Origin of the sequence: Nocardioides luteus, from assembly GCF_015752315.1 — a bacterium.
Classification (GTDB): Bacteria; Actinomycetota; Actinomycetes; order Propionibacteriales; family Nocardioidaceae; genus Nocardioides.
Window position 1 is genome coordinate 1,593,746 of record NZ_JADOVJ010000001.1, and the last position, 14,600, is coordinate 1,608,345.

At 70.8% G+C, this 14,600-nt stretch carries 12 protein-coding genes; 7 read left to right on the forward strand and 5 right to left on the reverse strand.

The features are described 5' to 3' along the window. Nucleotide 1 precedes the first annotated feature (1 nt). Together HD557_RS07615 and HD557_RS28925 are read right to left on the reverse strand one after the other, a co-directional pair. Nucleotides 2–661: a response regulator gene (locus HD557_RS07615; protein ID WP_196873445.1), complete on the reverse strand. Its 660-nt coding sequence runs from the start codon at nt 659–661 to the stop codon at nt 2–4. Further along, on the reverse strand, nt 658–1,911 hold the full coding sequence (locus HD557_RS28925) for a sensor histidine kinase (protein ID WP_196873446.1): 1,254 nt from the start codon (nt 1,909–1,911) through the stop codon (nt 658–660). Before HD557_RS28925 ends, HD557_RS07615 begins: the two co-directional genes overlap by 4 nt. Nucleotides 1,912–2,055: 144 nt before the next feature. Here HD557_RS28925 and HD557_RS07625 point away from each other — a divergent pair, with 144 nt between their 5' ends. Continuing rightward, complete coding sequence (locus HD557_RS07625; RefSeq protein ID WP_008358146.1) at nt 2,056–2,958, forward strand: type II CAAX endopeptidase family protein; 903 nt, start codon at nt 2,056–2,058, stop codon at nt 2,956–2,958. A 9-nt stretch (nt 2,959–2,967) separates the two neighbouring features. Further along, on the forward strand, nt 2,968–3,576 hold the full coding sequence (locus HD557_RS28930; protein WP_196873447.1) for a DUF4232 domain-containing protein: 609 nt from the start codon (nt 2,968–2,970) through the stop codon (nt 3,574–3,576). An 18-nt stretch (nt 3,577–3,594) separates the two neighbouring features. On the opposite strand, the gene HD557_RS07635 is transcribed toward HD557_RS28930, so the two are convergent. Then, nucleotides 3,595–4,851: an MFS transporter gene (locus HD557_RS07635; protein WP_196873448.1), complete on the reverse strand. Its 1,257-nt coding sequence runs from the start codon at nt 4,849–4,851 to the stop codon at nt 3,595–3,597. A gap of 104 nt (nt 4,852–4,955) precedes the next feature. Between HD557_RS07635 and HD557_RS07640 the strand changes: the two genes are divergently transcribed. The 5 genes from HD557_RS07640 to HD557_RS07660 are packed head-to-tail and all read left to right on the forward strand — an operon-like array spanning nt 4,956 to nt 12,541. Beyond that, a complete protein-coding gene (locus tag HD557_RS07640) occupies nt 4,956–6,395 on the forward strand; it encodes a pyridoxal phosphate-dependent decarboxylase family protein (RefSeq protein ID WP_307785560.1) in 1,440 nt (479 codons plus the stop codon). Then, nucleotides 6,392–7,741: a lysine N(6)-hydroxylase/L-ornithine N(5)-oxygenase family protein gene (locus tag HD557_RS07645; RefSeq protein ID WP_196873449.1), complete on the forward strand. Its 1,350-nt coding sequence runs from the start codon at nt 6,392–6,394 to the stop codon at nt 7,739–7,741. Before HD557_RS07640 ends, HD557_RS07645 begins: the two co-directional genes overlap by 4 nt. Next, entirely contained in the window at nt 7,738–10,035 is a 2,298-nt protein-coding gene (locus HD557_RS07650) for a GNAT family N-acetyltransferase (protein ID WP_196873450.1), read from the forward strand. Before HD557_RS07645 ends, HD557_RS07650 begins: the two co-directional genes overlap by 4 nt. Further along, entirely contained in the window at nt 10,032–12,038 is a 2,007-nt protein-coding gene (locus HD557_RS07655; protein WP_196873451.1) for a penicillin acylase family protein, read from the forward strand. Before HD557_RS07650 ends, HD557_RS07655 begins: the two co-directional genes overlap by 4 nt. Beyond that, the gene (locus HD557_RS07660; RefSeq protein ID WP_196873452.1) at nt 12,029–12,541 is read left to right on the forward strand and encodes a GNAT family N-acetyltransferase; all 513 of its coding nucleotides are present in this window, start codon (nt 12,029–12,031) and stop codon (nt 12,539–12,541) included. The genes HD557_RS07655 and HD557_RS07660 overlap by 10 nt, the downstream gene beginning before the upstream one ends. Nucleotide 12,542: 1 nt before the next feature. Here the strand turns inward: HD557_RS07660 and HD557_RS07665 are convergent, their stop codons facing one another. Together HD557_RS07665 and HD557_RS07670 are read right to left on the reverse strand one after the other, a co-directional pair. Continuing rightward, entirely contained in the window at nt 12,543–12,878 is a 336-nt protein-coding gene (locus HD557_RS07665) for a DUF1048 domain-containing protein (protein ID WP_196873453.1), read from the reverse strand. Between the two features lie 115 nt (nt 12,879–12,993). Then, nucleotides 12,994–14,286, reverse strand: coding sequence for an HNH endonuclease (locus HD557_RS07670; RefSeq protein WP_196873454.1), 1,293 nt, complete (start codon nt 14,284–14,286; stop codon nt 12,994–12,996). Nucleotides 14,287–14,600: the final 314 nt, after the last annotated feature.

Here is a 14,600-nt window from a genome sequence, read left to right on the forward strand (position 1 = left end):
ATCAGTGCTCGACGAGCCCGGACTGGTAGGCCCAGACGGCGGCCTGCAGCCGCGACTTCACCCCGAGCTTGGGCATCATCCGGGCCAGATGGGACTTCACCGTGGAGACCTCGAGGACGAGGGCCTGGGCGATCTCCTCGTTGGACATGCCCTCGGCGAGATGGAGCAGGATGTCGAGCTCCCGCGTGGTGAGGAGCTCGCTGCCGCGGGCGGCGGTCACGGGCTGCGTACGCCTCCGGGTGACGACCTCGCGCAGGACGCGGCGGGTCAGGGAGGTGTCGAGGGTGCCGTGACCGGCGGCGACGGAGCGGACCGCGGCGACGATGGCGTCGGGGTCGGCGTCCTTGAGGAGGAAGCCGGAGGCGCCGGCCTCGAGGGCGCCGAAGACGTAGTCGTCGATGTCGAAGGTGGTCAGGACCAGCACCGGGATGGGGTCGGCGACGTCGGGGCCGCAGAGCTCGCGGGTGGCGCTGATGCCGTCGCGGCCGGGCATCCGGATGTCCATGCAGACCACGTCGGGGCGCAGCGCCAACGCCTGCTCGACCGCGGCTGCGCCGTCCTCGGCCACCGCGACGACCTCGATGTCGGGCTCGGTCTCCAGCAGCGTACGCAGCCCGGCACGCACCAGCGGCTGGTCGTCGGCGACCACGACCCGGATCATCCGGACACCTCCGCGGTCTCGGCCGCCGGGATCCGCAGCCGGGTCTGCCAGCCCCCCTCGGCGGTCGGTCCGGCCTCGAGGGTCGAGCCGGTCAGATCGGCGCGCTCCTGCATCCCGACCAAGCCGAGCCCGCGACGCCTCGGGGACCCGGAAGGTGCGACGGGACCGGGCGGCGGCCCGTTGCGGACCGTCACCACCACCGCGGCCGGCTCCCGGGAATCGACGACCACCTCGCACGGCGCTCCCGGCGCGTGCCGGGCGGCGTTGGCGAGGCACTCCTGCACGGTGCGGTAGGCGGAGAGCTGGGCGAGCGGCCCGACCTTCTCGAACGCTGCCTCGGGACCCAGGTTCGAGAGCGACACCGGGAGCCCAGCACGACAGGCGTCCTCGACGAGCGATCCCAGATGGGAGAGGCGCTCGTGCCCGCTCGCCTCCTCGGCCTGCCCGGGGCTGCGCAGGAGCGTGACCAGGCCGCGCAGCTCGCGCAGCATCGCGGTGCTCTGGGTGCGGACCTGGCGTACGGACTCCTTCGCGCCCGCCGGGTCGGTGTCGATCTGCCGCTCGACCGCGCCGGTCATCACCGCGATGCCGGTCAGGTGGTGGGCGGCGATGTCGTGGAGCTCGCGCGCCATCGCGGTCCGCTCCTCCGCGATCGCCGCGGCGATCTGGGCGGCCTGCTCGCGGTCGACGGCGAGAGCGAGGTCGGTCCGGGCCTCCCGGGCATCGCGCCGCGCCCTCACGGTGGCGGCGAGCAGCGCCGGCAGGACGATCACGCCCGCGCCCTGGACGAGGCCGGCGAGGACCGCGGTGCCGGCCGCGAGGCCGATGCTCGTCTGGCTCAGTGCCGTTCCCGCCGCGACCAGCAGCCCGGCACCGGCCAACCCTCCGGCGAGCGCACGGATCCGGGGGAGCGGGGTCGAGGTCACCGCCGACCACACCGCGACCACCACGGCGGCCGAGGAGAGGCTGGTGACGTCGCCCGCGCCGCTCACCGCGAGCACGACCGCCCCCGCGGCGACGACCAGCAGCACCGCCAACGGCCGCGCACGCCGCCCTAGCAGCAGCACCGCCTGGCCGGTGAGCACCGCGAACGCGACCCACCAGCCGACGCTGCCGAGAGCCGGCGACCCAGCGACCGACGGGTCGGCGGAGTCGAGGCCGGGTGTGACCACCAGCAGCACCGTGGTGAGCAGCAAGACCACCAGGGGCGGGAGCAGTCGCGGCACGATCCGTGTCGTCACATCGTTCACGCGATCATCCTTTACGCAACCGGTCTCGGTCACCAGCATCTTTCGATGCAAGTACGAAGGTTCGCCCTTTTGCCCGGCGCGACAGGGTCGCTCCGATTCCTAGGTTCGGGTCACGGAATCGACCCAACTCGAAAGGGAACGACCATGACCACCACACTCCCGGTGACCCAGCCGGACCAAGGCCTACGAGCATTCGTACGCCGCCACCAGCTCTCCACGTTCTTCGTGCTCGCCCTGGCGGCGAGCTGGCTGGCCTGGACGCCCTATGTCCTGTCCAACAGCGGCCTCGGCCTCTGGGACCTCACCTTCCCTGGCGGCATGATCGGCGGGCAGCTCCTCGGGATGCTCCCGGGTGCGTACCTCGGCCCGATCGGCAGCGCCGCGCTGGTCACCGGGATCGTCGGCGGCCGGGCGGGCCTGCGGGCCTGGGTCCGGGGGATGTGGCGCTGGCGGGCGAGCTGGCGCTGGTACGCCGGCATCCTGATCGGCGTGCCGGCCGCGATCATCGTCTCGCTGCAGGCCACCGGGCACCAGATGGCGACGCCGTCGCAGGCGTGGCTGATCGTGGCGGTAGCGTACGTCCCGGGGCTGCTGATGCAGATGGTCACGACCGGTCTCGCCGAGGAGCCGGGCTGGCGCGACTTCGCTCTGCCCCGGCTGCAGCGCAAGGTCGGGCCGCTCGGGTCCGCCTTCGTGCTCGGTCCGATCTGGGCGCTGTGGCACATGCCGCTCTTCCTGACCGACTGGGGCGGCTGGCCGGAGGTCAGCTGGTTCGCGCCGCTCGTCTTCGCGGGCTTCTGCTTCACCTTCGGCATCGTGATGACCTGGGTCTTCAACCGCACCGGGCAGAGCCTGCCGCTGGCCATGCTCCTGCACGTCAGCGTCAACAACTTCGCGTCGGTGGCCTTCGCCGAGGTCTTCCCCGACGTCGACGCCGACGAGTTCCAGCTCGCGCTGCTGGTCGGGTCGGGTGTCGTCGCAGCGCTCCTTGTCCTCGCCACGCGCGGGCGGCTGGGATACGTAAAGGAATCGGCTCGGTCTGTATAGATTCAGCAGGTGCCTCTCCGTATCCGGCGCAGCGTCGCGCCGCTCGTCCTCGCCACCATCGCACTCGCCGTGTCGGCGTGCTCCTCCGAGAACACCGACGACGCCGGGGCGCAGAGCAGCCCCAGCCCGTCGGCGGAGAGCGGGTCCGCAACCCCGACGACCGAGCCGAGCACCGAGCCGAGCACCGAGCCGTCCGAGTCGGAGGAGGCCGGTGGGGAGTGCGCCACCGGCGACCTGACCTTCACGGTCTCCGAGGAGTCCCAGGCGGGTGGCTACTACCTGGTCACCGCGACCGCCAAGCCCGGCGTGACCTGCACCCTCGCGGGACGGACGATCGAGGCCGGCTTCGGCTCGGCCGTCTCCGGCGACGTGATGCCGAGCGAGCAGGCGGAGGGCGAGCCGATCACGATGACCGGCTCCACCAAGGCGTACGCCGGGGTCAACACGCACAGCGGAGCGCAGGACGGCGGCGTGCAGTTCGAGGAGATCATCGTCTCCGCGCACGAGGGCGACATGGACCCGGTGTCCCTGAAGCTGCCGAGCACCGCCGAGGTCGATCAGCCGATCGGCACCAACTGGCACACCGACGCCGCGAAGGCCGTGCCCTTCTCCAGCTGACCCGTCAGATCCGGCTGATCAGATCCGTTCGGCGACCGGCGCCTCGGAGGCCTCGGCCTCCGGGGCGCCGTCCTCGGCCGCGGTGAGCAGGAAGCGGAGCCGGGTCAGCACCAGGCCGGCGGTGAGGGTGCCGCCGATGACGACGAACGCCCACAGGTGGCCGAGGCCGCTGCCGATGAGGGAGCCGGCCAGCGCGGGGCCGAGGATCTGACCGAGGGTCAGGGTGAGCCCGAGCGAGGCGTTGTAGCGGCCACGCAGGTGGTCGGGGGCGATGGTGTTCGCCAGGCCGGTCACGATCGGCGCCCACAACGTCTCGCCGAGGCCGAAGATCGCCAGGCCGACCACGACGGCGGCCACCGCGCCGGCGACGGGCATCAGGTCCGCGGCCGCCAGCACGCTCCAGGCGAGCGACCAGGTCAGCACGGCACACGCCAGAGCAGTCGTACGCCGCCACCCCGATGTGAGCCGCAGCAGGACGACCTGCCCGCAGACGATCACGGCGGCGTTCGCGGCGAAGGCCCAGCCGAGGGCGGTCGCCGGCACCCCGGCCACGTCCACCGCGTAGGCGGTCGCGCCGGCCTCGAGCTGCCCGTAGCCGAAGGTCACCGCGAGCACGCCGCAGCCGACCAGGGCCACCGCCCGCCGGTCCCGGAGCACCTCGCCCCAGGAGCCGGCGGAAGCGTCGTCCGCGTCGCCCTGCGCGGGGCGGGCGGGGGAGCGGACCAGGAAGGCGAGCACCGCGGCATAGGCGAGGTAGGCGACGGCGTCGCACAGGTAGAGCGTCTGGAAGGTCTCCGGGCGCTCGACATCGATGAGGAACGCGCTGACCAGGCCGCCCAGGCCGATGCCCGCGTTGAGCCCCAGGAACGCGAAGCCGTAGGCGCGCTCGCGGTCGGCCGCGGGGACCATCGCGGCCAGCATGGTCGTCGTGCCCGGCCACAGCGGGGAGGCGCCCACGACCACGCCGGCGAGCACCGCCATCGTGGGAACGGTGCCGTCGACGAAGCCGAGCGACCCGATCGAGACCGCCTCCACGGCCAGCGCGCCCAGCAGCACCAAGCGAGGTCCGAAGCGGTCCAGGAGCGCTCCGACCCCGGGGGCGGCGAGCAGGCCGACCACGCCCATCCAGGCGAACATCCAGCCCGCGGTCGACGACCCGAGGTCCTGGACCTGGGCCATGTAGACGTAGAGGAACGGCAGGGTGAGGCCGTTGCCGAGGGAGGCGAACGCGAAGCCGGCGAGCACGCGAGCGGCCTGGCTGGGGGAGTTCGGCACGGGTGTGATCGTCCTCTCTCTGGCCCACCTGTCTGGCGGGGATGCGTTTAGGGTAGCCTCACTTAGGTTCGCCTAACCTAATCCCCCCGTGTCGAAGGAGACCAGTGAGCGCACCGCACTTGGAGCATCTGTTCCACCCCGACAATGCTCGTGAGTACACCAGCGGGATCACCGAAGCAATCAGACTGCTCGTCGACCAGCTCGCCACGCTCGAAGGCCCCACCACCGGGATCTCGCCCGAGACGGCCGCCGAACCGGTCGCCGAGGTCGACCTGGACAACCCTCTCGTCGACAGCACCGCGGCGCTCGCCGAGGTCAGCCGGCTGTGGCTCAAGGACGCGGTCTGGTTCCACGACCCGTCCTACGCCGCTCACCTCAACTGCCCGGTCGTCATCCCCTCCCTCGTCGGGGAGCTGCTGATCGCGGCCGTCAACACCTCGATGGACACCTTCGACCAGTCCGTGGGCGGCACGTTCATGGAGCGTCGCCTCATCGACTGGACCGCCGCCCGCGCCGGTTACCCCGAGGCGACCCGCGACGGCATCTTCACCAGCGGCGGCAGCCAGTCCAACCTGCAGGCGCTGCTCCTGGCCCGCGGCGAGGCGGAGCGCCGCGGCGTACCTCTGGACCGACTGCGCTTCCTGACCTCCGCGGACAGCCACTTCTCCATCGCCAAGTCGGCCCGTCTGCTCGGCATGGGCGAATCGGCCGCGATCGCGATCCCGACCGACGCCGAGCACCGGATGGACGTCGCCGCACTGCGCGAGGCGCTCGACGAGTGCGTCGTCGACGGCCTCGTCCCGGCGGCGGTCGTGGCCACCGCAGGCACCACCGACTTCGGCGTGATCGACCCGCTCCACGCCATCGCCGACGCCTGCCAGGACTTCAACGTCTGGTTCCACGTCGACGCGGCGTACGGCGGTGGGCTGCTGGCCTCGCCGAAGTACCGCCACCTGCTCGACGGCATCGAGCGGTCGAACTCGATCACGATCGACTACCACAAGACCTGGTTCCAGCCGGTCTCCTCCAGCGCGCTCCTGGTCCGCGACCTCGCGACCATGCAGCACGCCTCCTGGTACGCCGACTACCTCAACCCGCGGGAGTCGGAGAACCCGAACCAGGTCGACAAGTCCCTGCAGACCACCCGCCGCTTCGACGCGCTCAAGCTGTGGCTGACCCTGCGCACGATGGGCGCCGACCAGATCGGTGCCTACCTCGAGACCGTGATCGACCTGGCCCGCGAGGTCTACGACATCCTCAGCCTGCAGTCCGACATCGAGGTCGTCACGCCCTCCCAGCTCTCCACCGTCGTCTTCCGCTACGTGGACCCGCACCTGGACGAGGACGCCCTGGGCGACCTCAACCGACGGATCCGCGCCGAGATGTGGAGCGGCGGTCGCGGTGTCGTCGCCGCGACCAAGGTCGACGGCCGGCAGTTCCTCAAGCTCACCCTGCTCAACCCCATGGCCTCCGTCCAGGACGTGCTCGACATCATCGAGCAGGTCCGTACGCTGGGCCGTGCCGTTCCGGAGGTCGCCCGATGAACGCTCCCGACACATCAGCTCACGTCCATGACCTGATCGGCATCGGGCTCGGCCCGTTCAACCTCGGCCTGGCCGCGCTCGCCGACCCGATCGACGAGCTCGACTGCCTCTTCCTCGAGGGCCGCGACCGCTTCGACTGGCACCCGGGCATGATGCTCGACGAGGCCACCCTGCAGGTGCCGTTCCTCGCCGACCTGGTGACGATGGCCGACCCGACCTCGCGGTTCAGCTTCCTCAACTTCCTCAAGCAGACCGGGCGGATCTACCCGTTCTACATCCGGGAGAACTTCCTGCCCCACCGGCGCGAGTACAACCAGTACTGCCAGTGGGTCGCCTCGCAGCTCGGCTCCGTCCGGTTCGGGCAGCAGGTCATTTCCGTGGAGCACGACGGCGAGACGTACGTCGTCACCACCGCCTCCGGCGAGACACATCGGACCAGGCGGCTGGTGCTCGGGACCGGGACGAGCCCGCGGGTCCCCGAGTGCGCGGCCGAGGCGGTGGCGGCCGAGGGGCCGGCGCTGCACAGCTCGGAGTACCTGGCTCGCCGCGACGAGCTCGTGTCCCGGCGCAGCATCACCGTGGTCGGCAGCGGCCAGTCGGCCGCCGAGGTCTACCTCGACCTGCTGAACGCCCAGCCCGACCACGACTACCAGCTCGCCTGGCTGACCCGCAGCCCGCGGTTCTTCTCGATGGAGTACACCAAGCTCACCCTCGAGCTGACCTCACCGGAGTACTCCGCCTACTTCCAGTCGCTCCCGGCCGAGAAGCGCGACCGGCTGCTGAAGTCGCAGCAGAGCCTCTACAAGGGCATCTCGGGCGACACGATCGACGCGATCCACGAGGCGCTCTACACCCGCTCCGTCACCGAAGCGGCCGAGACCACGCTGCTGACCAACACCGAGGTACGTGGCGTGACCCGCACCGACGGTGGCTACCACCTCGCGCTCCACCACGTGGAGCAGGAGGAGGACTACGAGATGTCGACCGAGGCGCTGGTCCTGGCCACCGGTTACCGCGCCGGCATCCCGGACTTCCTGGAGCCGGTCCGCGACCGGATCCGCCTGGACGAACAGGGTCGCTACGCCGCCAGCCCGACCTTCTCGGTCGACACCGCCGACCGCGAGATCTGGGTGCAGAACGGCGAGGAGCACACCCACGGCTTCGTCGCCCCCGACCTCGGCATGGGCGCGTACCGCAGCTCGGTGATCCTCGCCGCCATCCTCGGCCGCGAGCCCTACCCGGTCGAGAAGCGGGTCGCCTTCCAGGAGTTCGGCGTCCCCGACCGCTTCAAGCTTCAGCCCGGGGTCTCGACAAGCTCGACCACCGTAGATATGGAGAACCGATGAGGATCACGATCGAACCGCTCGAGATCGAGGCCCACCTCGGCACCGTCCACTCCTGGGTGACCCATCCGCGCTCGGCGTACTGGATGATGCTCGACGCCACGCTGGAGGACGTCGCCGCGGAGTACGCGCGGATCGCCGCCCACCCGCACCACGACGCCTGGCTCGGCCGGGTCGACGGCGTGCCGGCGTTCCTGGTCGAGACCTACGACCCCGCGCGCAGCGAGCTCGCCGGGATCACCCACGTGCCCGACCTGGCGCCGGGCGACCTGGGCATGCACGTGCTGGTCGCACCGACCTCCGGCGAGCCCGTCTCGGGCTACACGACCCGGGTCTTCCGGGCGGTCATGCGGCACTGCTTCGCCGATCCCGGGGTCCGTCGCGTGGTGGTCGAGCCGGACGTACGCAACGAGCCGATCCGACGCAAGAACACCGAGGCCGGCTTCGTCGAGCTGCGCGAGATCAGCATCGGGGAGAAGACCGCGATGCTCTCGGTCTGCACCCGTGAGATGTACGCAGCCGCCCACCTGCGCCCGGAGAACGTGCGGGTCGCTCACCGGCACCTGGTCGCCAAGGCGATCGCGGAGTTCAGCCACGAGCGGCTGATCGCCCCGACTGCCGTCGACGAGGGGACCGACGGCGGCTGGGAGCTGCAGGGACCGTCCTCGACGTACGCGTTCTCCGCGCGTCGCTTCCTGCTCGACCACTGGGTCGTGGACCCGGAGTCGATCGTGCGACGCACCGGGGAGGCACGGGACGTGGAGGACGTGGTCGACGCGCAGGCGTTCGTCGCCGAGTTCGCGCCCGACCTGGGCATCCCGGACAAGCTGCTGCCGACCTACCTGGAGGAGCTGGCGGCGACCATCGCCTCGGCCTGCTGGAAGCTCGAGCACCAGACGCTGACCGCGGCCGACCTGGTCGACGCCGACCACCAGAGCGTCGAGGGGGCGATGAGCGAGGGCCACCCCGCCTTCGTCGCCAACAACGGCCGGATCGGCTTCGACATCGACGACCACGCCCGCTGGGCGCCGGAGACGAGCAACGACCTCAGCCTGCTGTGGGTCGCCGTCCCCCGGGACCAGTCCCACCTGGCCCTGGGCCGGGGTGAGGAGGAGGACCGCCTCTACGCGGCCGAGCTCGGTGAGGCCACGCTGGCCCGGTTCGCGGCGAAGCTGCGCGGGCTCGGGCTCGACCCGGACGGGTTCCGCTACCTGCCCGTCCACCCGTGGCAGTGGCGCCACAAGCTGGCGGTCACCTTCGCGGCGGACGTCGCCGCGCGCCGGATCGTGCTGGTCGGCTCGGGGGAAGATGTCCACCGCCCGCAGCAGTCGATCCGGACGTACTTCAACACTAGCCGGCCCGAGCGGCACTACGTCAAGACCGCGCTGTCGATCCAGAACATGGGCTTCATGCGCGGACTCTCCCCGGCCTACATGGCCGCGACCCCGGTCATCAACGACTGGGTCGCCGACCTGGTCGAGGGTGACGCGGAGCTGAAGGAGCGCGGTTTCGGCGTGCTGCGCGAGCTGGCCTCGATCGGCTGGACCGGCGACATCTTCCACGAGCTGCCGACCCCCTCGCCCTACCGGAAGATGATTGCCGCGCTGTGGCGCGAGTCGCCGGTGCCGCGGCTCGCCGAGGGGGAGCGGTGCGCGACGATGGCGGCGCTGCTCCACCGCGACGCGGCCGGTGCCTCGTACGCCGCCGAGCTGGTCCGTGCCTCCGGGCTGCCCGCCCGGGAGTGGGTGCGCAGCTACCTCGACGCCTACCTGCGGCCGCTGGTGCACTGCCTGCTGGCGTACGACCTGGCGTTCATGCCGCACGGCGAGAACCTGGTGATGGTGCTGCGCGACCACGTCCCGGTGCGGATGTTCATGAAGGACATCGGTGAGGAGGTAGCGGTGATGGGTGACCTGCCGCTCCCCGAGGAGGTCTCCCGGATCCGCGGTTCCTTCCCCGACGACGTCAAGGCGCTGGCCGTGCACACCGACATCTTCGACGGCGTGCTGCGCTACGTCGCCGCGATCCTCGATGATGAGGGGGTGCTGCCGGAGACCGAGTTCTGGGCCGAGGCCCGGGCGTGCATCGTCGACCACGCCGCCGACCACCCCGAGCTGGCCGACGCGGTCGCGCGCTACGACCTCCTGCGCCCGCGCTTCCGCCACTCCTGCCTCAACCGGCTGCAGCTGCGCAACACGCTGCAGATGGTCGACATCACCGACCAGGCCGAGTCGCTCATCTTCGCGGGCACCCTCGCCAACCCGGTCGCCGACCCGGTCGCCAGTCCGGTCGTATGACGCCCCCATCAAATGGGCTCTGCCGTGACGAGTGGGGCATCCCGCATGTGCGGGGTGCCTCGCTGACCGAGGTGGCCCGGCTCCAGGGCCGGGCCACCGCGCGGGACCGCGCCTGGCAGCTCGAGATCGAGCGCCTGCGCGGTGAGGGCCGCACCGCCGAGCTGCTCGGCCCGGCCGGGCTGGAGTGGGACACCTTCGCGCGCCGCGCCCGGATCGAGGCCGTCGCGCGCGCTGCCTACGCCGGGCTCGACGTGGAGACGCAGGAGTTCCTGGCGGCGTACGTCGACGGGGTCCGCACCGGACTCGCCGAGACGTCCTGCGTCGAGCTGGACGGGCCCGACGGGCTCGGGCCGGCGCCGGGGACCTGGCAGCCGTGGACGCCGCTGGCGGTCTTCTGGGTGCAGCAGATCCTCTTCGGCTCGTTCCCCTCGAAGCTCTTCGGCGCCCGGGCCGCGCGCGTGCTCGGCGCCGAGGCCGAGCTGTTCCGCACGGAAGGGTTGACCGGAGGCCTGTCCGGCGGCTCCAACGCGTACGCCGTCGGCGGCGGCCGCACCGGATCCGGTCTGCCGCTGGTGGCCGGGGACCCGCACCGGGTCTTCGAGGCGCCCAACGTCTACCTCCAGGTGCGGCTTGCGTGCACCGATCCCGACGACGCCTTCGACGTGGTCGGGATGACCTTCCCCGGCGTCCCCGGTGTGCAGCACTTCGCGCACGCCGGGTCCGTTGCGTGGGGGATCACCAACGCGATGGGCGACTACCAGGATCTCTACCGTGTCGACCTGCGCCCGGGCGGTGACGTGGTGCGGCGGAGCGTGGAGACGGTGCTCGTCCGTGGTCAGGAGCCGGTCTCGGTCGAGGTCCTCGAGACCGAGCGCGGGCCGGTGGTCCTCGATGATCCGGAGGAGGGCTGGGGCCAGGCGCTGCGTACGCCGGGCCACGAGCTCGGTGACCTCGGCTTCGGGGCCCTGCTCCCGCTGCTGCGGGCCCGCTCCGTCGCCGACGTGGAGGCGGCGGTGGCGCACTGGGTCGAGCCGGTCAACAACTGGGTGATCGCCGACGTGGCCGGCGACGTCGTCCACACGGTCGGCGGCCGGGTGCCCACGCGTGACGAGGCGGGGGAGTGGACCGGCTGGGTCGACCCGCCCCCGCGGCGTACGGCTTCTTCTGGCGGCGCTGTGGTGACCGCCAACGACCGGTGCATGCCGGAGTTCGACGTGCTCGCGACCGGCTTCGCGCCGCCGTTCCGTGCGCACCGGATCGGCGAGCTTCTCTCCGACGCAGGTCTGCTCGACGCGAAGGACGCGGTGGCGGTGCTCGCCGACACCACCCAGATGGCCGGTGGGCCGCTGCTGGCGCTGGTCCCCGCCGACCTGTGGCCGCAGGCCCTGGACGAGTGGGACGGCACGATGGACGGGTCGCCGGGCGCGGCCTGGTACGCCGCGCTGCGCGCCGAGGTCGTCGACCGGATCTGCGCGGCACCGGCGCTCGCGCCGCTGCGGGAGCCGTCGGAGCACGGGCCGCTCTACGAGCCCTGGTTCAGCCTGCCGGCCCGGGTGGCCAGTGCGCTGCACGTCATCCTGGCCGCCGAGAAGCCGTTCGGCCTGGACCTGCGTGAACTGGTGGCCGAGGCGGCGAAGGCCGTGGCCGGCCGCGAGCCGACGCCATGGCCGGAGAACCACCGCTTCTGGCCGCTGCACGCGCTGGAGCAGTTCGAGCTCCCGCACACCCGGTCCGCGCCCGCCACCCCGCTGCCTGGCGACACCGACACGGTCCGCTGCAACGCCTGGATCCCGGGCACCACCGTGACCGTGCGTGGATCGGTGGCCCGCTACGCGTGGGATCTCGCCGACCGCGACAACAGCCGATGGGTCGTACCGCTGGGTGTCAGCGGCGACCCGGACAGTCCCCACCACACCGACCAGCACGACGCCTGGGCCGACGGAGGCGCCGTACGCGTCGTCACCGACTGGTCTCTGCTCACCGAGGAGAAGACATGCCCCTGACCGACCCGGTCCTGACCATCCGCGACCTGGAGCCGTCGGCCGACATCGACCTGCTGTGCGGCTGGCTGCACGACGACCGGGCCCGCTTCTGGGGCATGGTCGAGAAGCCGCGCGAGGAGATCGAGGAGATCTACACCTGGCTGCAGGAGCAACCGCACCTGGCGGCGTACATCGTCGAGATCGACGGCGAGCCGGTCGCCCTGTTCCAGACCTGGGACCCCGAGGTCGACGAGCTCGGCACCTTCTACGACCGCCAGCCTGGCGACATCGGCGCCCACCTCTTCCTGGCCGACACCCCCACCCGCCAGGGCCGGACCGAGGGCGTCCTCGACTTCTTCATCGAGGAGGTCATCGTCAAGGCCAGTGCCCGTCGCATCGTCGTCGAGCCGGACGCCACCAACGAGGCGTCTCTCGCCCGGCTCGACGACTACGGCTTCAAGCGTGGCCCGGTCGTCCAGCTCCCGCACAAGGTCGCCCAGTACGCCTTCCTCGACCTGCCCTGACTCACGACAGCTTCTGGGCGACCTCGTTGAGGCTGGCCCGGAGCTTGTCCCGGTAGACGTCCTGCTGCTCGGGCAGTCGGGCGTCGCAGAACGCGGCCAGATCAGTGCCGGTGACCTCGACGGCGCTGCGGCCGGCGGCGGCTTCGGTCTCGAAGAGGTCGAGGATGTCGCGCAGGATGTCGACGATGTCCATGCCGTCGCTGGTGGTGAAGCGCCACATGTAGTTCTTCATCTCCGCATACACGGTGCGGTAGTCGGCGGGGAGCTCGTTGGCGCGGGCTTCCATGCGCTTCCAGTCCTTCTTGTCGCCGATGAGGCGGGTGAGGATGTTGTTCATGTTCTGCTTCTTTCTTCGGTGGTTTCGGCTCCCTGTTTTGGGGCCGTGGAAGAAGCGTGCAGGGCTGACGTAGCGTCAGGGTCAAGCACTGATCCGAAGAAAGTTCTCGAGAGCCTCAGGCTGCGAGTGTGTGGTCGAGAAGCACGTCGCGCAGCGTGAACTCTGCTCGAGACAGGGGTGGGTCTTGTGCCCAGGTCGCGGGTGGTGGGCTGACATAGGTGTGCCCGGTGGGTGTGATGGTGGTGATGCTGCCATCGGGTCCGGGTCGGGCTTGCCAGCCGATGGCTTCTTTCGCCTGGTTGCATCGTTCGCACAAGCCCTGCAGGTTCTGGGCGCTGGTTTCTCCGCCATCGGCGTGACGCTCGATGTGGTCGATGTTGCGGATCGGGGCGTCGCAGCCGACGGTCCGGCAGATCCCGCCATCCCGGGTGATGACGAACTCGGCCAGCCCGTCGGGTGCCTTCCTCGAGCGGGATTCCATCGCCACCAGCTGCCCGGCAGGATCGGTGAACAACCGGCGCACGAACACCTCGGCATCGGCCAGTGCCTCGCGGGCCCAGGCTGCGGGGACGGGGCCGTATCCCTCAACCATGGCTGACTGGTCGCTGTCGTTGGCGAGGGCGTCGGCGGTCATGACGATCTTGACCTCGATCCGCGGCTTTGCCCCGGCGCTGCTGCGCCCGGTGACGCGGTCGACCAGGGTGTCGGCCATGACCTGGCCCCGGGTCCGTTCGTCTCCGGCGGCACGGGCGGCGTTGGCGGCCTGGTCCAGGGCAGCGAACACCGCGACGCCGTCCTTGACCGGGAGCAGGGCACCGAGCCACGTCATCGTGTCGGGTGCCGGCCGCAGACTGACGCGCCGGTCTTTCTCGGCGTTGGCGGCGTGGGCGACGACGGAGGCCTGGTCGAGGCTGATGGCGAGTTTCTTGGCGGCGTTCTCGAGTTGCCGTAGCCCCATCGCCACCGCCTTCGCCGGCTGCCCGTTCGGCCCGGGTGCGCAGAGGTCGTAGTCGATGACGCGGCGGTCCTCCAATGAGAGGCACGCGGTCTCGCGGGCCAGGATGGTGGCCTGCCACTGCGAGAACAGGCCGGCCTTCATCAGGGCGAAGGTGTGCGGCATCCCGGTGATCAGGATCTTCGCCAGCCCGAGGAGCTTCGCACCTCTGGCCGGGGAAACCCGTCGCGCCAACGCGATCTGGGAGGCCACGCCTTCGCCGAGCTTGCGGGCAGGGACACCGGCCTCGGCCTGCCGGGCTCGAGCGGCTTCCTCAAGGCGTACCGACGCTTCTGCCTGGACGGCCTCCGCGGTGCACTTGACCTCTTCGAGGCGAGCGATCCAATCAACCAGCTCTCGCTCGGACGCACCCGGAGGTGGCCCGTCGAGGAGGCGGTCGATGGTCTCGTACATAGTGCTTATTATATGCTCTCGATCACGATCCTGCTACTCATTTATGCTGTTCAGAGGCCAGTTACGCAGTCAGTGAACAAGTCACGTGGCTGCTGCGCCACACTCTCGCCGCCGCCCCGATATAGGCGAAATCTTTCTCGATCGGGTGCCGAGTCAAGGATGGCCGAAGGCCACCGCGAAGCGGCGCCCGAAGGGCGTCCTTGACGCGGCGCGTGATCGAGAAACACTCAAAGAACGGGTCGGCGGCGAACCCTGAAACGGGGCCACACCCGCCCAACCGAGGTAAGCCATTCACCAAAACTATATGCAAATCG